Raw genomic sequence first — 21,397 nt, 5'->3', positions numbered from 1 at the left:
TTTTTATTAGGGTTTTATCTCTGTATCTTTAAACTATAGAAGCAATATAGAGTCTTAGTATTGAAATTTAGTTTAACCTTAATACAATTAATTATGAAATCACTTATTAAAATATACATACTACCAGTAGCATTTTTGTTAGCATTAACCATACAAGTATCAGCACAAACAAAGCGAGATAAAAATGTTAAAATTGTAAAAACAACAAAACGTACTGTTGCAACTAAAAGCAATAAAAAAATATCAAGTAATAAAGTAACTTATAAAACACAAAAACGAAAAGTAGTATCTGTTAGAACAGTACCCAATAGAACAATTGTTAAGCATAAAGGACAAGATTACTATTATGCAAATAATAAATTTTATACACAGTCTAGAGAACGTTATATTGTTATCGCACCAAAGGTTGGGTTTAAAATAAAAGTATTACCTACAAATTATAAGCTTGTCCGTTTTAATAATCATAACTATTATAATGCGAATGGCATATTTTACACACAAATAAATAACGAATATGAAGTTGTAGATCCTGAAGTTGGTACGATAGTATATGAGCTTCCTGAAGATTACGAGAAAGTGGTTATAAATGGTGATACTTTTTACGAGTATTCTAATATTTTATACGAAAAAATACAATATGATGGTACTAGAGCATACGAGGTTGTTGGTATTATTGAAATGAATTAAGAATTGGTTTGGTTGATTAGTGGTAAGGGAGGATAATCTTAGGGTTATCCTCCTTTTTAGTTATAGTAGTTTATTGCTTTTGTAAACGCAATGGTTTAAAACTAATAAATAATAGCGTGTAAATTAAAAGCAGTACTAAATACCACGTATTAGATACTAAATCTAAGTAATTAATTTTACCATTTGTGAAACTTAAAATCATTAAAACTTGTGCTCCATAAGGCAACAGTCCTTGGGTGATACAAGTAAAGATATCTAATATAGAAGCTGTTTTTTGATTATCTAAATCATACTCGTCATTTATTGTTTTTGCAATTGGACCAGCAATAATAAAGGATACGGTGTTATTTGCAATAGCTAAATTAATGGCGCTAACCAATGATGCAATACCAAATTGTGCAGACGTTTTACTTTTAATCAATGTTTTTATTTTGATTAAAATATACTCAATCCCTCCGTTTTTAGAGACTAATGTAGCTAAACCACCTGTTAATAAAGAAAGTAAGAAAATTTCGGTCATACTTGTAAAACCAGAGTAAGCTATTTTGGTAGATTCAATAATTGTACAATCGCGATAAATTAATTCTAATTAATAAACCTGAAGTTATGAGGTGTTTTTTTTATTATGAAACCTCGAAAAGGAAATTGTTTTTGTGTACTTAATAAGTAAACAGTTAGTCTTTTTTTATGATTTGTTTTTTGGACCATAAATAAATTGAACGATTAAAATACTCATAGCTATTAAAAGACCTAAAATAGAAACACCCTGCCAACCAAAATGTTGCCACGCATAAGCGCCTAAAAAAGTACCAAAAGCACCACCAATAAAAAAGCCGACCATATAAACCGTATTCACTCGGTTTCTAGCTTCTGGATTCTTAGAAAAAATAGTAACTTGGTTGGTAATATGTAATACTTGCATGCCTAAATCTACTATAATTACACCTAAGGCTAAACCAATTAAAGAATATCCTGAAAAAAGGAAAATGACCCAAGAAATCATTAATAATATGGTAGAGAAGATAATCATACTCTTTCTAGTATATTTATCATTCATTTTACCTACAACAGTTGCTCCAAGTGCTCCAACAATACCAAAAACACCAAAAGCACCAGCAATATCACTATCGTAATTAAAATGGTCTTCCATTAAAAAAACAAAGGTGGTCCAAAAGACACTTAATCCGGCAAAACCAAGTCCACCTCGTAAAGCAGCCAATCGTAACGAAGGTTCTGTTTTAAAATAATGACCTATCGATTTTAATAAACTTCCGTAACTTCCTTTATAATTAGGTTTAATTTTTGGTAATTTATATTGAAGTAAAACAAACAGTAATACCATTAATACCGTTGCAGCAGAAAACATAAAGCGCCACCCAAACCATTTTCCTATAACACCACTTATTACACGACTTCCAAGAATCCCAATTAGCAACCCACTCATTACGATACCTAAGGCACGTCCTCGACCTTTATCGTCCGATAATTGAGCAACCATTGGTACAAATAGTTGTGGTAAGGCTGACGAAAAACCTATAAAAAAGCTACTTATAATTAAAAGATATAAAGTACTTGATAATGATGCCGCAATTAGTGACACTATCATTAAAGCAAAATCAAACTGTAGTATTTTTTTGTTGGAAATTTTATCTCCTAAAGGAACAATAAATAATAAACCAAAAGCATAACCCAGTTGTGTTGCTAAAGGCACATTACTTACGGCAGATTCACTAACACCAAATTCTACAACCATTTGGTGTAAAAGTGGTTGGTTGTAATAGAGGTTTGCAACAACAAGTCCAGCAGATATACTCATTAAATAGAGTACGGAATTGGATAAACTTTTACTCATATTTTAAAACTTAATAATACTTTTGAATTTAGCTGTCAAAGGTATTAAACTATAAAAAGGTATAAGTGATTAAAGGCTTAATTAATTGATATAATTTTAGTTCTCTTTATTCCGAAATTGAGTTGCGTTCTCTGTTTTATAAATTAAGAATTACAATCGATAAAATCAGAACATTTGTATAGTTAATATATTGAAGCCTTTTGATTACGCTAAGCTTCTTGCTGCTGCAAATAACGTACATGCTTGGTTTGAATTAATAAAATGAAAAAAGGAGAGTAGTAGTAGTTTTAATCCGAAGCCTATTATAACCTTTACGAGCTTAAAGTCTTTGCAAGAAGAGTTACCAAAAACTCAATATTTACGTGTGCGTCGCTCTTTTATTATGCTTTAAAAAAATATTGAAGTTATTGAGCGTAGTCAGATTATTATTAATAACCAATGTATCACGGTTTCTGAGCAGTATAAACCTGCTTTTTTCTGTTATTTGTAAATAACAACTCTTTATAAACAAACACATTATTTATTGTTTCGTCTATAAAATCATGTATTTAATCGATTACTATGTAGCGCACGTCTATTCTTTAGTAGAATATTTAGAAGCGTTGCTACCTTTACAGTAACATGAAAATAAAACAGATAAAAATTATGAAAAAAATAGCATTAACATTAGTAATTACAGTGAGTTTATTTAGTTGTAATGGCGTTAAGAATGTAAATACATCAAACATTGCAAGTGCAGCAACATTATTAAGTTCACTAAGTTCTAACTCTACAGTACAACAAATCTCTAGTCTTTTTAGCTTATTAGATACTAACAAAGATGAAGCTATTAGTTCTACTGAAGCTATTGGTACTGTGTCAGACAACTTTAGTGTTTTAGATACAGATAGTAACTCAAGTTTAAATCTTACTGAATTAACAGGTTTATTGGGTTTATTAAAATAATATTCTTTTTAAATAGGCTATAAATAAGGTGTACATAATTGTATACCTTTTTTTTGGTTACAAAAACTAAGGATTTTTATAAAGTAGGTAAGGAGTTATCGTTAAAACAATCTAGTAGGTAGACGTATAATAGAAATGAATTAAGATTTAGTTGGTTAGTAGTAGAAAGTGAGGATAGTTTTTATAATTATCCTCACTTTCTTTTTTTACAAACTACAATAGTTATTTTAATTATAATAGTCTATAAATAATAATATTAGAATGATTACACTTTTATGTATTTGAAAAAAGCTTTGTTATGAAAGTAAAATGCAATTTAATTTTATAACTTTTTAAGTAGAATAATATTCAATTTTATAAGCCGTTATTTATTAGTTACTTACATTTTATAGTGCAATTTAGGTTTCCCAAAATAAAAAAGAAAAAACTGTTAAAATATATGAAGTGCTGATTATGTCCGATAACCTGCAATATTAATGCATTAATTTCGCAAGAAATTAAAACAAAAATTGCTATTAATGAAAATATTAACCATTCTATTATTTTTTTGTACACTTAATTCTTTTGCTCAAGTAGGAATTAATACGGTTACACCAAACTCATCTGCAATGTTGGATGTTTCAAGTACAAATAAGGGTGTACTAATACCAAGAATAGAATTGTCTTCATCTACAGACACTAGTACAATAGTATCTCCTGAAATAAGTTTATTAATCTATAATATAGTTACTGTTGGAGATTTAACTCCTGGTTATTTTTATTGGAGTGGAACAGAGTGGTTAAAAATAGCAACTTCAAAAGCTATGGATAATAATTGGAATCTTTTGGGTAATCTAGGAACAGATGATACAGTAAACTTTATTGGTACTACAGACGATGAAAATGTTGTTTTTAAACGTAATAATAGCTTAGCTGGTATTTTAGAAAGCAATAATGTTGGCTTTGGTGTAAATGCTTTTTCTAGTAATACAACAGGTTCTAACAATGTAAGTGTTGGAGTTAATGCATTGAGATATAATACCACAGGAAGTAATAATGTGGCTTTAGGTCATGATGCATTATTATCAAATTCAACTGGTAGTAGTAACACTGCAAATGGTAATGGTGCTTTGGTAGGTAATACCACAGGAGGTAGTAATACTGCTATTGGTACATTTTCCTTAGCAAATAATACAATAGGAAGTAATAATACAGCTGTTGGAGGTTTATCACTTAATAAAAATAGTACAGGAACTAACAATACAGCATTAGGTACACAGTCTTTAACAGAAAACACAACAGGAACTAATAATACGGCCAGTGGTATGTTTTCACTTTTTGCTAATAAAACAGGAACGCATAATACAGCAAATGGTTCAGAGTCTCTAACTTATAATGTTTCTGGAGATTACAATACCGCTGTAGGTACAAATGCTCTATATTCTAATACTTCAGCAAATAACAATACTGCTGTAGGAGCAAACGCATTATATGCAAATACTACAGGTGCTCATAATACAGCAATGGGAGCAAACGCACTTAACGCAAATGTAAGTGCTAGTAATAACACGGCATTTGGAGAAAATGCCTTACTTGTTAATACTGGTGGAAAAAGTAATACGGCTGTTGGTACTTTATCGCTTTCAGCTAATAATGGACATTATAATACTGCAACTGGAGCAAATGCCTTAGCTACTAATACGGCTAATTATAATACAGCTAATGGTTATAATGCGCTTAAATCTAATACAACAGGTTATAATGTTACTGCTGTAGGATCTAATGCTCTTTATAGTAATATTGGAGGAGGAGGAAATACCGGTGTAGGTACGCATTCTCTTTATAGTAATATTTCAGGAAATAATAATACAGCAATAGGTACCCAAGCACTTCAATCTAATTCAGACGGATCTGATAATACTGCTATAGGAGTAAATGTATTACAAAATAACAATTCTGGATCTAGTAATACTTCGACTGGATATAGGTCTCTACAACATAATACCATAGGACTAAGTAATACTGCAAATGGTCGAAACGCATTGTTAAATAATATTTCAGGTAATTATAATACTGCTATGGGCCAAAGTTCTTTAAGTAGTAATATAGATGGAATTAGTAATGTAGCTATTGGTCATAACGCAGCTTTTGCTAATACACATGGTCGTTATAATGTAAGCTTAGGTAGTTCTTCATTAAATAAGAATACAGAAGGAACTGGTAATACAGCGTCCGGGTCTAGTGCTTTATCCGAAAACGCTTCTGGAAACTATAATACAGCAATGGGTTATCAATCTTCTAAATCCCTATTAACGGGTAACAACAATACAAGTGTTGGATATAGAGCCTTGGATAATGTAACCACAGGTAGTAATAATACAGCTATAGGTTATTTATCTTCAGTGCCAGATCCCACAGCAAATAACCAAGTAAGAATTGGTGGTACAGCAATAACATATGCAGGAGTGCAAGTAGCATGGACAATTACTTCCGACAAAAGGTGGAAAAACACTATTGAAGATTCAGATTTAGGATTAAATTTTATTAAAAAACTACGTCCTGTTTCCTATTTAAGAAATAACGATAAAAGCAATAAGCTTGAATATGGTTTTATAGCTCAAGAATTAAAAGAAACTCTAAAAAACAGCAGCTCAAAAGCAAATGGAATTATTACTGAGGATACCGAAGGTATGTTAAGCGTAAGATATAACGATTTAATGGCTCCAATGGTAAAAGCTATTCAAGAACAAGATGAAGAAATTCAATTGTTAAAGTCAGAAAATGAAGCTTTAAAATTAAAGCAGCAAGCAATAGAAAACGAGATAAAAGAAATTAAAAACTTATTATTAAATAAAAAATAATAAACGTTATTTCTTCACCTTTTGCCTGATGATATTTCAATCTTCAAAATTGTTTATCGTATCTATCTGTTTTATAAAAAATCATCAAAAAAAATAAAAGATTTATAGTAATTTTGTGTTTTAATATTTTGCATAAATCCTGAAATTTGTTAGATAAAAGAGAACAATTACCACAAAAACAATTAATAGATACAGATTATTTTATATTCTGTTTAGAAGCGGTAGAAGATATAGAAATAGATACTGTTACTGAAGCACAGAATAAATTAGAACAATTAATCACGCAATATAGTGTAGCTAGCATTTATAAAACATGTGATACTATTGAAGGATTAGAAGATAGCCTAAATGCATTGGTTTTAGACGATCATAATTTTAAAGATTACGAACTCATTTACTTAGTTATTACTGGAGAAGCTAATAGTATTTGTTTAAATGATTATTACTATAGTTTACAAGAAATTGCAGAAATTTTTGAAGGACGATTAGAAGGTAAAATTTTACATTTTTCAAATGCTAAAGTTCTAGATTTAGATGCAGAAGAAGCACAGTATTTTTTGGATGTTACTGGAGCAAAAGGTATTTCTGGATACGGAAATGCGTTTAACGGATTAACCAGCTCAAATCTTGATATGGCATTTTTTAACTTATTTAATGAAGATGATAATATGTTGGATGTTGTGGAAGAGTTACATCAAAAACATTATAAAATGTGTAAGCTACTTGATTTCAGATTGTATTATTAAACGAAGTTTTCTTTTCATATATTTGAATATAAAATTTAAAGCATTTTTTAAACAATTTAAAGCTTCAGGTTTTTCTATATTGAAAACAGTTTCTTTTTAAGAAGTAGTTTTTCTATTTATATTGGCTCACAAACCCAATTGCCCTGGGTACATTTTCTTAACGCTAAATAGTCTAAAATATAGCGTAACGAGCCGTAATTGTTTCCAAAATTATATGAAATAATGACCCAAGTTCAAAGTATTATAATGAAACTATAAACACTGTGAGATATTTTACAGAATAGAGAATTATAGTTACAGAACTAAAAGTATTCTAACGAAGCCACAATTAGCTTGTATACATTATTCATTAATTAAGATTAGTGCATCTCATTGTATTGTATATAATCATCCACAGGATCATTATATACAATAGTATGTAAAATATCGCTGAAATGCGCTATTTCGCTAATTGTTATAAAATGTACTATAATGTTCTGCGTTATGTAACTTTGCTTTGGCAAAAGCGAAGTTAAATTACTATATTTTCTTATTTTTTTCTTCTCAAAATGTTTCTCTACAATGTTAATGGAACACTCTTTTTACGAAACGACGATAGGAGAGTAGTGGAATGTGTGTGGAATGGTTTTTAAATGGAAATATTTCCATATATTGTTTAAATTTGACATAAACTTTGATTGCCTTTCAAACCAAATGACCGCAGAAGCTAAAATCCCAATTACAGACCACTTATTATTAGAAGAATACGCTTCGTATCTATTTAAAATATCAGATAAATCTGAAAATAAAAAAATAGAATATTTCAAGATTCAAGCAAAATCTGTTAATGCAGATTATATTTATTGCTTAAAAAGTCAGTTAGAAAATGAGTTAATCCCATATATCTATATTTTTGATGAAAGAGGTGTTAGTCAGGAGCATCATCGAGAATTAACTAAAATTAACAAACAGATATGGACACTAGGAGAAATTTCTTTAGCAATAATTGTCTCTGATCTTGAAATAAAAATTATAGATACAAGAAAACCAATAACCAAAAAATATAAACCAAATATAATTGACGTTCTTACTAATATTGACTTAGAATTAAGAAAGCAGATATTTGAAGGTCGAATAATTGAAAATCAAACTGAAAACTATGTAAGTGTATCTCCTTACCAAAAACTTTTAGACCATATTGAAAAGGAAATATTAGATAAAAAAACTCAAATAGGATGTAATGATAGATTATTAAAAAGATTATTAGTAAAATTCATTTTGATAAAATATCTAGAAGAACAGACTGATGATAATGGAGGAAGTGTTTTTAAAGAAAAATATTTTAACTCTTTTATCAATAATAATGATAATAAAGAATCATATAGCTTTTGCGATGTTCTTAGAGACGGAAGTGTTATAGATTTACTGAATGAGTTAAATAGAAAATTTCAAGGAGGGATTTTTAATATTTCTAACGATGAAGATTTGAAAGAAATTTCAAATGCAGATTTCAATTTAGTTGCATTAGCACTTGATGGAGATAAAGATATAGGAGGTCAAATTGCAATTTGGAAATACTATGATTTTAATTTACTCCCAATAGAATTTATAAGCCGTTTATACGAAAGGTTTGTCGTTTCTGTAGATAGCACACAAAAAGATACAGGTTCTTTTTATACTCCACCACATCTGGCTAGATTATTAATTGACGAATTATTACCAATAGATAAAGAAATAGATTTTAACGATTTTAAAATTTTAGACCCTTCATGTGGTTCTGGTATTTTCTTGGTTTTAGCATATAAAAGGTTAATTACACTTTGGCTTTTTTCAAATAAGAAAAGAAGAATTAAAGGTATAGAAGATATTAATTCAATCAAATCCATTTTAAAAAATTGCATCTATGGTGTAGATATTAATTCCGATGCGCTATCTATAACAGCAACCTCTTTGCAAATAGAATTAACTAGTCATATAAAACCAAAAGAAATTTGGGATTCCTTAACTTTTTTAGATTTAGAAAAAGAAGGTAATCTAGAACAAATAGGTTTTTTTAAATGGAAAAGGCAACATAGAAATAAATTTAATATAGTCGTTGGAAATCCGCCTTTTAACATTGGAGATGATATAAATAAAGAAAACATCTCAAGTGGTTTGGAACATGATTATAAAAAAGAAAAATATTTAGATATTAATAACAAAAACGTTTCTTTTCCATACAAAAATCCAGCTTTGGCATTTTTATATGAATCGTTAGATAAATTATTAAAGCCAGATTCTGGTAATTTATTTATGATAATGCCATCTTCAACATTGTTGTATATGCCAACTTCTTCAATATTTAGAAGCACTTTATTTAAAAATTGGAATGTGAAAAAAATCTACGATTTTACTCCTTTAAAAAACCATCTATGGGGAAAAACTAAGATAGCAACCGTTGCAATAAGAATTGATAATTCTACTTCTACAAATCATTCAATTGAACATATTATAATTAGAAACACTATTGCTAATGAAAAAGGAGCAATAAGATTTACAATTAATAAATATGATAGATATATTGTAGATAAATCAGTAGCACTCAAAAATGATACTGTTTGGAAAGGAAACCTTTTAGGTGGAAGTAAAATTCAACTTTATAATAAAAAGTATTCTGAATATTTAAACATAAGAGAATTTCTAAAAGAAAACAAATGGAATCCATCTACTGGCTTAAGGAGTGATAAAAACTCAGAAAGGCAAATTAACCTTAATGGAAAGTATATTTTAGATAGTACAGAATTTGTTAGTGATTTTATTAATTCAGATATGATAGATTTAATTTCTGAAGACACTTATAAACGTGAAAACAAAAAGAAAGTATCAAACAATCCGCCTAATATACTTATTAGGCTAAACATAGGACATAAACTTCCAATAGTATATAATACTGAAATTTTTCACTTTTATCCAGGAGTATTAGGTCTAAAAGGTAATGATGAAATAATGATGAAGTCATTCGTGAAAACTTTTAAGGCTAATAGAGATTTATATATGACTTTGATGAAGATAAAATCTCCAAAAGTATATGTTCAACAAGCTGGAGGATTTACTATAGACGCAAATGATATATTAGAGTTACCAATTGATGTTGATTCAAAAGGTTATCCAAAACCGTTTAAAAAGCAAAGTGATATTGAACGTGCTGTCTTCGAAGATATAAACCTTATTGGAGAAAACATCTTTAAAAGTACTGGGTCAATAAATAATACTCTTAATATTTCAGAAATAGAGATGTATGAGTTTGCTTTTTGTGAGATTTTAAATTATGTATATGAAGAAAAGGAATATAAATTTAGACCTATTAGAAGGATTCTAAGTGATGATTTTGTTTGGTTAACATTCGAGCATGGTAATGATAAATTGTCAGTACAAACATCGTTTAACAATAAATGTAAATTAATATATGAGAAAATTATTAAGGATGACTTATCTAAACAGGGACTTCTAATAAATAGAGTAATTACATTTTATGGAGAGAAAAATAAAATAAGTTTTATTAAGCCAAATAAGCTGAAATTTTGGACTAGAAGTATCGGTTTTAGAGATGCAGAAAATGTTAAAGCGGATTTATTAACAAACGGTTATTAATTATGGAGTTTGATTTTATAACCTCGAAAAAAGAATATTATATAAATATTGTTTTAGGAATAATTGCAGAAGGAGTTTTAAACAAGAGGAAAAAGATTAATATAATTCAAAATGAGAATTATAAAAATCAAAAGTTAGCAGAAGAGTTTAATATCTTGGGCACTACGAACGAAAAATTTTGGATTGGTTCTTCTACTGAACATATAAAAAAAAATAAAAATACTAAAGAAGATATTTATTTCTATCTAAATGATGAAGAGAACACTAGAGTTTTTTTTGTGGAAGGTAAAAGGTTACCAAAATATGGTAAAATAGAAGATGAAGAATATGTTTCCGGATTAAGTACTTCTGGTAAAGAATCTGGAGGAATTGAGAGATATAAAATAGGTAATCATGGAATTCCTCATCCAAACGCTCAGTTCGGATTAATAGGATATATAGAAAAAAAATCTATTGATTTTTGGCATAAAAAAATATGTAATAAAATAAAAGAAAAATGGAATAACGATACAGTTTTAGAATTAAATGATAACCATACAAATACATTTCGTTCTAAACATAAATTTGAATGTGAAGTAGAAGGATTTTTCACGATGCATCATTTTTGGATTGATTTAACAACCAACATTGACTCTTAAATTTAATTTTTGAAATTATAAAAAACTAATATTTTAAAAACATTTATAATATGAATTGGAAAGAATATTTAAATCATAATAGATTAAGAACTTCAACAAGAAATACTGAAATGGATCCTAGGAATGAATTTGAAAGCGATTTCGGAAGAGTTATTTTTAGCCCAGCAACTAGAAGAATGCACGATAAAACTCAGGTTTTTCCACTTACAATGGATGATAATATCCATTCTAGACTTACCCATTCTATGGAAGTTATGGCTATAGGACACTCACTTGGTTTAAGAATATGTGAAGAAAAAGAATTTTTAGAAAAAACAGGACTTGATAAAGAACAAATACATAGAACTATACCAGTAATTCTAAAAAACTCTTGTTTAGTTCATGATATTGGAAATCCACCATTCGGTCATTTTGGTGAAACAGTAATTGCTAATTATTTTCAAACTCTTTTTAAGGATAAAAAACACACTTTCGATTTATCTCCAGAACAAAAGGAGGATTTTGAATTATTTGATGGGAACGCTCAAGGTTTTCGTGTCTTAACTAAATTGCAGATTTTAAATGATGAAGCGGGTTTAAATTTGACATATGCCACATTGGGAGCATTTTTAAAATATCCGAATTTTGGCAAAATAGATGAAAGCACTATTAGTACAAGTAAAAGAGGTGTTTTTCAATCTGAAATCGATTATCTTCAGAAAATTGGAGAGAATTGTGGATTGAAAAAAGGAGATTCCTATATGAGACATCCATTATCATTTTTAATGGAAGCAGCAGATTCTATTTGTTATTTGGTAATGGATATAGAAGATGGGTTTAATAAAGGATGGTATTCATTTGAATTTGTTAAAAGCAAATTAAAGGGTATTGATATATTAAAAGAAAAATTAGAAGAACTATCTAAAATAGATGAAGATGGAAAAGGAATAACTAGAATGGTAAAGCTAAGAATCTTTTTAATCTCTGAATTAGTTAAGTTAGCAATTAGCAATTATGTTAAAAATTTAAATAAAATTTGTAAAGGAGAATATGATAAAGAACTCATTAATGATGATGAAAGTGGTTTAGCAGATACTCTTTCTGATTTTTGTTATAATAATATTTTTTTGAAAAGAGAAATTCAACAATTAGAACTTACTGGTCACTCTGTTCTTTCAGGTCTATTAGACTACTATATTGATTGTATATTTATTAGAAACAAACATTATAAGAGAAGAGCATTAGGTATGATATCCTCTAGCTTAATAAAAGCATCATTATTAGAGAATAATGTTACCAAATTTGATGACTTAAATGACTATTTTAAACTTAGAATAATTGTAGATTTCGTTTCAGGAATGACAGATCAATTTGCATTAAATCATTTTCAAAAATTAAGTGGCCAGAAAATTATCTAAAATAAAGGAATTAATAGAATCTAAAGAAAAACCCTTTTATCATTTTTTAGAAGAGGTCATAGATACTGATGTGTTTAATTTTATTGAATTATTATCACAAACAACAAACGTATTCTTGTTTAGTGGAATAATTAGGAATTATTTTCTTAAAAATTCTACAATAAGAGATGTGGATATTGTTATTGAATCGGATGAAGGAATCCAATCATTATTAGAAAAATATGAATATAGGATTAATAGTTTTGGTGGTTATAAAGTAATGATTAATAGGATGGAAGTCGATATATGGAGAATGGATAAGACTTGGGCTATTAATCATCATCAAACAATATTAAATTTTGATTTAGATAAGTATCTACCAAATACTGCTTTTTTTAATTTTTCTGCGATAATTTATTCGATAAACAAGAAAGAATTTATTTACACGAAACATTTTCTCCGATTTTTAAGAGACAAAAAAATGGACGTTGTATATATCCCTAATGCAAATTACCACTTATGCGTAGTAAATTCATTTTATTATTCTGACAAATACAATTTGAAATTCTCAAAAAAATTAAGTGAGACCATAAAAAAAATTCATTCTAGAATTGATAAGGATTATTCTTCTGTTCAAAAAAAACATTTTGGAGAAATATTGTATAAAAACGTTGAAATTGATGATAGATTACAAAACTTGAATGAGGATTTTAATTCGACCTCATAAAATTTTGGTAAAACAATAGGTGAGTGAAGCGTACATATTTTAGGGGTTTAGTAATAAAGCTTCTTAACAGTTATAAATAAACAACGAATTTCAAAGCAATCTTAATAAGTTACAATGTTTCCTAAAATATAGCGTAACGAGCCGTAATTGTTTCCAAAATTATATGCAGTCATGATTTTTTTGTTTCTTTTTTTATCAAGAAAAAAAGATAATAAAACATTAAAAATTTGATTGAAAAAATTATTCTAAATAAAAGTATTAATATAATTGTATTCTGACTAAATTAAGGTAAAAAAACAAGCATGAAGTTCTCAATTGTTAATGGTAATAGGGTTGAAGCGTTTCCAAAAGGTAAAGGAATTTGTATATGTTGTAATCAAGAAACTGTTGCTAAATGTGGTTCAAAAATAATCCACCATTGGGCGCATAAAACTCTTGAACATTGCGATAATTGGTGGGAAAATGAAACTGAGTGGCATCGAAAGTGGAAATCTTACTTTCCAATTGAATGGCAAGAAGTCATTCAATATGACAAAATATCTGGTGAGAAACATATTGCAGACATAAAAACAGATAAAGATTTTGTAATAGAAATTCAAAATTCTCCAATGTCAACTGAAGAACTTAAATCTAGAGAAAAATTTTATAAAAGAATGTTGTGGATTGTTAATGGTGAAAAATTTGTAAATAACTTCCATATTCTTGGTGAACTTCCAAACCCTAGGGATAAGACTTTTATAGATATTGCATTTAAATCTACAAAGAAAGACCACTTAGGTCGAGGCTTCTATAAATATTCAGAAAACCCAGATTGGAAAAGTAGCACTGATGAAATAATACTACTTAGATTTCATGATTATAGTGAGATAAAGAATGAAGTTGAAGAATCTTATATTGGTCATCATTTATTTGATTGGGTAAAAAGACGAGATGTTTGGTTTAGTTCCAAAACTGATGTATTTATTGATTTTGGAGGTGAAGTCTTATGGAAGTTAATGAAATATGACAGTGAAGGACTCTACTGTGTAAGAAGAATTGATAAGGCTTATTTCATTGGAAAAGCAATTGGTGAAAATAATATGCAGTCATGATTTTTTTGTTTCTTTTTTTATCAAGAAAAAAGAAAATAAAGTATAAAAATGTATCTTGTTATCTATGAATACTGTAAATGAAACCGTATTAAAATTTATGAAATCAGAGCTTTTAAAAGCTCAAATTAAAGTTTCAGACAATGAAAGTGGGAGAGAAGCAGTAGGCTTTAAAATAGAGTCTAAAAATGGCAGACAGTATCAACTATTCTATAAATCTATAGACTTTGGTACAGAAAGAAGTATAAAGGTTCCAAAACAAGATTTAGGCGAACTAAAAGAAAATCTATTAATTGGTTTAGTTCTTTTAATTGAGAGCGAAGCGAAAGTTTTATATCTAATTCCATCAACAGTATTTTTAAATCCAAATGCTATATTTATTAGTAATGACGTAATGTTAACGCATTTATCTAATTGGGAAATTAGTGTGTTTACAAATGCAATTCCAGAATTAAGTAAATATGCTTTAGAGAATATGATTGACAATCTTTAATTGTTAGTTCTAAACATTATGTAAAATAGAATCTAAGAAAAGTTAAATTGGAATTATAAATAGAACAAGTGCTTAGAATTTTTATTTTCTAAAATTTAAGCTCTTGTGGAAAGCTTACGAGAATCACGTAGAAAAAAATATTACCTATAAACATCCAGCTACGAGAATTATGATAACATCTAAAAACTAGCTTTTTTTTTGGCGCTGGCAATGCGGTTGGAAATTGTGTTTTAAAAAATTAATGCGAAAGCATAATTATTTTAAAAAAGCAATCGAGCGCAATTGCAGTGGCAATTTTACATAACGACTAATTATAATACAACTTAGTAGTTCTGAACATTCTCGTAAATCGTTTATTTAAAAAATGCTGAGCAATTGTACAGAATATGAAAGTTATGACAAAGCTTCAATAGACTTGTAACGAATGTTTAAAGACCCGACTACAAACGTTTCTTATGAAAACAAGACAATCTGGGATATTTTACATAATATTGAATTATAACTACCAAATTCTATAACATGTGATTTGTATTATAATTAATATTATGTAAAATAGAATATTTTAAACCTTACTCTATTTTTATATAATTGTTTAATAACTATTAATGTCTGTAACATTGCCGTGAGGTTTTAAACTGGAATGTTTGTGTAAGTCCCAAAATTGGTTTATCCATTGCTATTAAATTAATTATAGCATTTTAGCTTAAAAACACAAAAGATAATAACAAGTGAATCATTCTCAATGGCTTAGATTAAATTCACAATTTTTGGTTAAAAAGTCAATCTATATTTAAGTTTTTCGTATATTTAAGTACAACTTAAAACATTAACATATGACAGTGAACTATGAATACGATGGCGTGACTGCTAGCCCAGAATTGGAAACTTACGTAAAAGGAAAACTAGAAAAACTATTTAATAAATATGAATTTATAGTACGAGCAGATATTTTTTTTAAAACAGAGAACACTTCAACTAGAAACTCTAAGATGAAGACCTCTATTAGACTTAGTGCTCCCGGACCAAGATTGTTTGCTGAAACAACAAGCGATTCTTTCCATAAAAGTGCATCAGAAGCTATTACAGCGGTTGAGAGGCAATTAGAAAAACGAAAAGGTGCAATGCAAACGCACTAATACAGAATGTTATAAAAATTGATTTAAGCCACTTTAACGAGTGGCTTTTTTTATGCTTAAGAGTTTAAAGATAAAAAAAGTACTAATCACTGCTCTTTCTTCTGATTTCTTTAGAGAAACCAGAATTCATTTTCCTCTTAAAATAAGACAAGAGCCGAAACAAAGCAATAGTAAAAACTTAAATTTCTATGTTTAAAAGTACCAACTAACCTTCAAATCTATAATAACCACACTTTAAATACGCTCCTTCTGGAAAACCAATAGGATGATCGCTATCATGATGTGTTTTTAATATACATTCAGAAGTTCTACTACTTTCATTTAAAACCTGAGTATTAATATCGAAAAAAGAATCTGCTAACACTCGCGAAGAACACGAAGCTAAAACCAATAAGCCTTTTTTAGCAGTAAGCTTTACTCCTAATTGTGCTAATTGCGCATATTTCTTTTTGGCTAATTCAATTTCACTTTGTTGTTTTGCAAAACTTGGAGGATCTATAACAACAACATCAAAGGTTTGTTTGTTTTTAATCATTTGCTTCATAGCAGCAAAAGCATCGTCTGCAATAGTTTTATGCGTTCCAGAATATGGATTTAACTTACCATTTAAAACAGCAATTTCTAAGGCCTGCTTACTAATATCTAAACTAGTAACCTCTTTTGCTCCGTTTGCCAAAGCATGAACCGAAAAACCACCAGCATAGCTAAAAACATCTAATACTGTTTTTCCTTTACTCCACTCACCTACTTGTTTTCTATTGGCTCTATGATCTAAAAAGTAACCTGTTTTATGACCTTTAATAACATTTGCCGAGAAGTTAACATCATGCTCTACAAACTCAACAACTTCGTTTTCTAAAACACCATAAACAACTTCTCCATTTTGGAGTTTGTGTAATTTAGATTGTTCCATGCTTCGGCTAAGCCTAATTACTATTGTTTTAGCCTTAGAAACAGCCTGTAAGCTTTCTAAAATAGATTCTAAATATGGAAGCCATATTTCAGAATATATCTTAACCACTAATACATGTGCATAAACATCTGCAATTAGTCCAGGGAACCCATCGTTTTCACCAAATAATAATCGGTAACTGTTGGTGTTTGTTTGTAATAAAGATTGGCGTTTAGCAAAAGCTTCTTCAATTTTAGTATTGAAAAACTCAGCATTTATAGTTGCAGCAGTATTTCCACTGTGTAACATTTTTATACGAATAGGCGAATTACCATCATATAAACCAAGACCAATAACTTTGTTTTTATTTTTTCCGAAGATGATAGCTAAGTCACCACTTTTAGCATCGTCGTTAATTTTAGTAATATTATCACTAAACAGCCAAGGATGACCTTGTAAAACAAATCGTTCTCCATTAGCGTTTAGCTTGGTTGCTAGTCGTTTAGGCGTGTAACTTGAAGTGATACTTTTAGTAAACTGCGACATAGTAATTATAGCGTAAGTTCCTTAATTTTAATGCCTAAAGTCTTTTCTACGTCTGCAATTTTGTTAAGTTCGCTTGGTAGAATTAACGCAATAGATTGTCCTTTTTTTCCTGCTCTGGCAGTACGTCCACTTCTATGTGTGTAATATTCTATATGTTCTGGCAACTGGTGGTGGATAATAAAAGCCAAGTTGTTAACGTCTATTCCACGAGCAGAAACATCTGTAGATATTAATATTTGTAAATTAGTATTCTTAAACGCACGCATTACTTTGTCACGCTCTTTCTGCGTCATATCACCTTCTAGCGCATCTACATTAAAACCTTCCTTTTGTAATTGTTGTTTTAAAGATTGTGTACCTGCTTTTGTTCTACAAAAAATAATACCACGCTCCTCTTCTCTATCTTCTAATAAACGCATAACTGTATGCGCTTTGTCTACAATAGACGATTTCACATAATGATGAGAAATATTAGCATTTACAATACTTTCGCGATCAATTTCTACACGAGCAGCATCTTTAGCAATGTAGCGCGATACGATGTTTTTTAACTCAGCAGGCATTGTTGCAGAAAACAACCATGTATTACGAGCACTTTTAGTAGTCGCATCTAAAATGGTGTTTAAATCCTTTTTAAAGCCCATACTTAGCATCTCGTCTGCTTCGTCTAAAATAAGTGTGTTTATATGCGTTAAATTTATAATATTTCTATCTAATAAATCTACCAAACGACCAGGAGTAGCAACAATAATGTGCGTTGGACGTTGTAAGTTGCTAATCTGAATGTCTATTTTTTCGCCTCCATAAACGCCTTCAACAAAAATCTTTTTGCTGTTGTATTTAGTGAATTTAAACAATTGCTTTTTTATTTGCTGAACCAATTCGCGTGTTGGCGCAATAATTAGTGCTTGTACAGCTCTTTTACTTGGATCTACTTTATGTAATGCTGGTAAACCATAGGCAGCAGTTTTACCTGTTCCTGTTTGTGCTAAACCAATAAAATCTACTTTAGATTTAATTAATACTGGTATTGCTTGCTCTTGAATGGCTGTAGGCGTTTTAATTCCTAATTCTTTAAGCGATTTTATATAGTCGTTATGTAATCCTAAATCTTTAAAAGTACTCATTGGTGTTTGTTGTTATTTTGTTTGTTATTGCGTTGCAAAAACTTAGGTTTTAATTATAAAAGTAATTACAAACGAGAAGTACTGCCAACTTAAGACTTGTTTACGGTCTATTTTAAAATATTATTCCTCAGGTGGAAATCCATGAATTTCTTCGTAAACTTCATCAAAATTAGAACGTAAATAGGCATTTAATTTTTTCTTATAATCATCTTTTAACCATTCTACAAAGTTAAAAGTACTTTTACTAATACACTTTGTATAGCGTTGTATACGGTAATCTATATCGTCTTTTAGCATTTTTGCTAAACCTAAAGCATCCCAAACATCTTCACTATTTTCAATACAAATTTTTGCATGATGCGCAATAGAACGTTCTAAAATTACTTTAGACGAATCTCCTTCTCTAACAGATTGGATATACATGGCTTTAATGTTGAAATAAACATCCTCAGACTTCGCAAATTCTGCACGAAGCTCGTCTGGCATTTCATATCTAAAGTTTTCTTCTAAATCTTCATCACTTACAATACCATCAAGGTAAAAGTTAGGAGATCTAAATATTTTATGCCAATCTAAGTCACTTCCCCAAGGCCCAAAACGGTGCAGGTTGTTTCCTAAATCTATAACTGTAAACTTATTTTTATTCTTTAAAATACGAGAACCACGACCAATCATTTGGTAGTATAAAGTTAACGATTTTGTTGCTCTGTTTAATATAATACAATCTACTGTTGGTTCATCGAAACCTGTAGTTAAGATACTTACAGAAGTTAATATTGCATCTGGCGTTTCTTTAAACCATTTTAAAATGGCTTTACGCTCTTTTTTAGTATTGTTATTATCTAAGTGTGCTACATTGTATCCTGCTCTTCTAAAGGTGTCGTAAACATGTAAAGAGGTATTAATACCATTATTAAATATTAATGTTTTCCTGTTTTTACAACGCTCTTCGTAAGATTGTACAAGCTTGGTAAGCATGTCTGTATTTGTATATAAATCTTCAGAAGATTTTACAGTATAATCACCATTAGCACCTACAATTAAAGAGGTTAAACCTACATTGTAAGAATAGACTTCGGCACGTGCTAAAAACTCATTTTCAATTAAAGAATGGATCGTTTCACCAACAATTAATTCGTTATAATTATCCTTCATTGGAAGGTTAATATTACTACTTAAAGGCGTTGCTGTTACTCCTAATATAAAAGATTTCTCAAAAAACTTAAATAGTTTTGTAAACGAGTTATAGTGCGCTTCATCAATAATAACTAACCCAATATCACTAATATCTAGTTTGTTATCTGTTAAACGATTATTAAGCGTTTCTACCATGGCAACAAAGCAATTAAAGTCACCTTGATCACTTAAATCGGCCTTAGAGTCTACAATTTTATTACTTACACCAAATTCAGACAGCATATTAGACGTTTGCTTACAAAGCTCAATTCTATGCGTCATTACTAATACTTGCTTTTTATGATGCTTTAAATACTGGCGAACAATCTCAGAGAAAATAACCGTTTTACCACCACCTGTTGGAAGTTGGTAAAGTAAATGGTAATCTTCTGGAGCATCTTCAAAACATGCGAAAATTTTATCAATTGCACCTTTTTGGTAACTATATAAACTCTTGCCTTCTTGTCTTTCTTCTAATTCTAAAGCTGTAACCTTCATTAATCTTTTTTGAAATTTTGAGATGCGCAAAAATACAACGATTTAAAGGCTTTCAACGAATAATATTTAAAAATTTTTTAAATGATTACTTTCGTTACTATATATGAAAAACATCTCAGACAATTTACAAGCGCAGTTTAGCGGATTTTATAACACACCACACCTGTTTTTAGAACCCATTTTAGGTATGCAGCCTTTGTTAACAGAAAAGCAAAACACACCAATTTTTGAAGGTTTAGGTTTAGAAAAAATAAGACTTGGACAGCGTGTAGAACGTTTTGTTACTACAGAGTTACGATTAAATAAAGGTTTGAGGATTTTATCTGAAAATCCACAAATACAAACCAAAACCAATATAACTATTGGTGAATTAGACTGTTTGTATCTTGATGGTAAGCAAGCTGTACACTTAGAAATACAGTTTAAGTTTTATTTATATGATGAAACGCTTGGAGAAACAGAAATTGATCATTGTATTGGTCCCATGCGAAGAGATAGTTTAATAGAAAAACTAAACAAGCTAAAAAAGAAACAATTACCACTACTCTATGCTAGTGAAACGAAGCCATTGTTGCATAGTGTGAATTTTTTAGCTGAAGATTTTATACAGAAAATATACTTTAAAGCTCAAATTTTTGTGCCTTACGGAAGAACGATTCAGCTTAAAACGTTAAATCCGGAGTGTATTTATGGTTTCTATTTTAAGTATACTGAATTACCACAATTTAAAGACTATAAGTTTTATAAACCAAAGAAAACGGATTGGTTGCTTGATGTAACACCAAATGTAGATTGGAAAACCTATGATGCTATTTTACCAGAATTAAATACTTATAAAATGGAAGGTTATTCTCCACTATTATGGCTAAAACATGAGAATGGTGAGATTGAGAAGTGTTTTGTGGTTGTATAATTTATTATCATTGTGAAAACGAAGGACGGATTAATCTCATTTCTAAAATAATTATGAAACAAAAATTAAACTCATCTTTTTAATTCCTTTTTTTATTACGGTAATCTA

16 protein-coding genes and 1 pseudogene are annotated in these 21,397 nt (G+C 29.2%); 12 read left to right on the top strand and 5 right to left on the bottom strand.

Features of this window, described 5'->3' with window-relative positions:
* Window positions 1-93: 93 nt before the first annotated feature.
* Entirely contained in the window at window positions 94-687 is a 594-nt protein-coding gene (locus ASC41_RS13360; protein WP_055437157.1) for a DUF6515 family protein, read from the top strand.
* A gap of 70 nt (window positions 688-757) precedes the next feature.
* Here ASC41_RS13360 and ASC41_RS13355 read toward each other — a convergent pair.
* Both ASC41_RS13355 and ASC41_RS13350 read right to left on the bottom strand, forming a co-directional pair.
* Window positions 758-1,270: pseudogene (locus ASC41_RS13355) on the bottom strand (Na+/H+ antiporter NhaC family protein); the annotation flags it as partial.
* A gap of 102 nt (window positions 1,271-1,372) precedes the next feature.
* Window positions 1,373-2,539 (bottom strand): MFS transporter, encoded by a 1,167-nt coding sequence (locus tag ASC41_RS13350; protein WP_055437156.1) that lies wholly within the window; start codon window positions 2,537-2,539, stop codon window positions 1,373-1,375.
* A gap of 645 nt (window positions 2,540-3,184) precedes the next feature.
* Here ASC41_RS13350 and ASC41_RS13345 point away from each other — a divergent pair.
* The 10 genes from ASC41_RS13345 (at window position 3,185) to hpf (ending at window position 16,137) form a co-directional block, all read left to right on the top strand.
* Window positions 3,185-3,484, top strand: a complete 300-nt coding sequence (locus tag ASC41_RS13345) for a hypothetical protein (protein WP_055437155.1) — start codon at window positions 3,185-3,187, stop codon at window positions 3,482-3,484.
* A gap of 518 nt (window positions 3,485-4,002) precedes the next feature.
* Entirely contained in the window at window positions 4,003-6,324 is a 2,322-nt protein-coding gene (locus ASC41_RS13340) for a tail fiber domain-containing protein (protein WP_055437154.1), read from the top strand.
* A 146-nt stretch (window positions 6,325-6,470) separates the two neighbouring features.
* Window positions 6,471-7,070 (top strand): DUF6642 family protein, encoded by a 600-nt coding sequence (locus tag ASC41_RS13335; RefSeq protein ID WP_055437153.1) that lies wholly within the window; start codon window positions 6,471-6,473, stop codon window positions 7,068-7,070.
* 693 nt (window positions 7,071-7,763) lie between these two features.
* A complete protein-coding gene (locus ASC41_RS13330; RefSeq protein WP_055437152.1) occupies window positions 7,764-10,679 on the top strand; it encodes an HsdM family class I SAM-dependent methyltransferase in 2,916 nt (971 codons plus the stop codon).
* A gap of 2 nt (window positions 10,680-10,681) precedes the next feature.
* Window positions 10,682-11,317 (top strand): hypothetical protein, encoded by a 636-nt coding sequence (locus ASC41_RS13325; protein WP_055437151.1) that lies wholly within the window; start codon window positions 10,682-10,684, stop codon window positions 11,315-11,317.
* Between the two features lie 110 nt (window positions 11,318-11,427).
* The gene (gene dgt / locus ASC41_RS13320; protein WP_206542928.1) at window positions 11,428-12,714 is read left to right on the top strand and encodes a dGTP triphosphohydrolase; all 1,287 of its coding nucleotides are present in this window, start codon (window positions 11,428-11,430) and stop codon (window positions 12,712-12,714) included.
* Entirely contained in the window at window positions 12,695-13,420 is a 726-nt protein-coding gene (locus ASC41_RS13315; protein WP_055437149.1) for a hypothetical protein, read from the top strand. The genes dgt and ASC41_RS13315 overlap by 20 nt, the downstream gene beginning before the upstream one ends.
* Before the next feature lie 302 nt (window positions 13,421-13,722).
* Window positions 13,723-14,511: a competence protein CoiA gene (locus ASC41_RS13310; protein ID WP_055437148.1), complete on the top strand. Its 789-nt coding sequence runs from the start codon at window positions 13,723-13,725 to the stop codon at window positions 14,509-14,511.
* Between the two features lie 97 nt (window positions 14,512-14,608).
* On the top strand, window positions 14,609-15,001 hold the full coding sequence (locus tag ASC41_RS13305; RefSeq protein WP_152971477.1) for a hypothetical protein: 393 nt from the start codon (window positions 14,609-14,611) through the stop codon (window positions 14,999-15,001).
* An 833-nt stretch (window positions 15,002-15,834) separates the two neighbouring features.
* On the top strand, window positions 15,835-16,137 hold the full coding sequence (hpf, locus tag ASC41_RS13300; RefSeq protein WP_055437146.1) for a ribosome hibernation-promoting factor, HPF/YfiA family: 303 nt from the start codon (window positions 15,835-15,837) through the stop codon (window positions 16,135-16,137).
* A gap of 205 nt (window positions 16,138-16,342) precedes the next feature.
* Here the strand turns inward: hpf and ASC41_RS13295 are convergent, their stop codons facing one another.
* The 3 genes from ASC41_RS13295 to ASC41_RS13285 form a co-directional block, all read right to left on the bottom strand.
* A complete protein-coding gene (locus ASC41_RS13295; protein ID WP_055437145.1) occupies window positions 16,343-17,575 on the bottom strand; it encodes a class I SAM-dependent rRNA methyltransferase in 1,233 nt (410 codons plus the stop codon).
* Window positions 17,576-17,580: 5 nt separating this feature from the next.
* Window positions 17,581-18,702, bottom strand: coding sequence for a DEAD/DEAH box helicase (locus ASC41_RS13290; protein WP_055437144.1), 1,122 nt, complete (start codon window positions 18,700-18,702; stop codon window positions 17,581-17,583).
* A 120-nt stretch (window positions 18,703-18,822) separates the two neighbouring features.
* Complete coding sequence (locus ASC41_RS13285) at window positions 18,823-20,376, bottom strand: DEAD/DEAH box helicase (RefSeq protein WP_055437143.1); 1,554 nt, start codon at window positions 20,374-20,376, stop codon at window positions 18,823-18,825.
* 103 nt (window positions 20,377-20,479) lie between these two features.
* Between ASC41_RS13285 and ASC41_RS13280 the strand changes: the two genes are divergently transcribed.
* Window positions 20,480-21,289 (top strand): DUF1853 family protein, encoded by an 810-nt coding sequence (locus tag ASC41_RS13280; protein WP_055437142.1) that lies wholly within the window; start codon window positions 20,480-20,482, stop codon window positions 21,287-21,289.
* The last annotated feature ends 108 nt before the right edge of the window (window positions 21,290-21,397 follow it).

Origin of the sequence: Lacinutrix algicola (assembly GCF_001418085.1) — a bacterium.
In the GTDB taxonomy this organism is placed as follows: Bacteria; Bacteroidota; Bacteroidia; order Flavobacteriales; family Flavobacteriaceae; genus Lacinutrix; species Lacinutrix algicola.
This window is presented reverse-complemented; position numbering and strand designations above follow the sequence as displayed.

What these genes read in the sequence shown, in the direction of transcription:
- ASC41_RS13360 (WP_055437157.1), top strand. Translation starts at nt 94, where the DNA reads ATGAAATCACTTATTAAAATATACATACTACCAGTAGCATTTTTGTTA.
- ASC41_RS13350 (WP_055437156.1), bottom strand. Translation starts at nt 2,539, where the DNA reads ATGAGTAAAAGTTTATCCAATTCCGTACTCTATTTAATGAGTATATCT.
- ASC41_RS13345 (WP_055437155.1), top strand. Translation starts at nt 3,185, where the DNA reads ATGAAAAAAATAGCATTAACATTAGTAATTACAGTGAGTTTATTTAGT.
- ASC41_RS13340 (WP_055437154.1), top strand. Translation starts at nt 4,003, where the DNA reads ATGAAAATATTAACCATTCTATTATTTTTTTGTACACTTAATTCTTTT.
- ASC41_RS13330 (WP_055437152.1), top strand. Translation starts at nt 7,764, where the DNA reads ATGACCGCAGAAGCTAAAATCCCAATTACAGACCACTTATTATTAGAA.
- ASC41_RS13325 (WP_055437151.1), top strand. Translation starts at nt 10,682, where the DNA reads ATGGAGTTTGATTTTATAACCTCGAAAAAAGAATATTATATAAATATT.
- dgt (WP_206542928.1), top strand. Translation starts at nt 11,428, where the DNA reads ATGGATCCTAGGAATGAATTTGAAAGCGATTTCGGAAGAGTTATTTTT.
- ASC41_RS13310 (WP_055437148.1), top strand. Translation starts at nt 13,723, where the DNA reads ATGAAGTTCTCAATTGTTAATGGTAATAGGGTTGAAGCGTTTCCAAAA.
- ASC41_RS13305 (WP_152971477.1), top strand. Translation starts at nt 14,609, where the DNA reads ATGAAATCAGAGCTTTTAAAAGCTCAAATTAAAGTTTCAGACAATGAA.
- hpf (WP_055437146.1), top strand. Translation starts at nt 15,835, where the DNA reads ATGACAGTGAACTATGAATACGATGGCGTGACTGCTAGCCCAGAATTG.
- ASC41_RS13295 (WP_055437145.1), bottom strand. Translation starts at nt 17,575, where the DNA reads ATGTCGCAGTTTACTAAAAGTATCACTTCAAGTTACACGCCTAAACGA.
- ASC41_RS13290 (WP_055437144.1), bottom strand. Translation starts at nt 18,702, where the DNA reads ATGAGTACTTTTAAAGATTTAGGATTACATAACGACTATATAAAATCG.
- ASC41_RS13285 (WP_055437143.1), bottom strand. Translation starts at nt 20,376, where the DNA reads ATGAAGGTTACAGCTTTAGAATTAGAAGAAAGACAAGAAGGCAAGAGT.
- ASC41_RS13280 (WP_055437142.1), top strand. Translation starts at nt 20,480, where the DNA reads ATGAAAAACATCTCAGACAATTTACAAGCGCAGTTTAGCGGATTTTAT.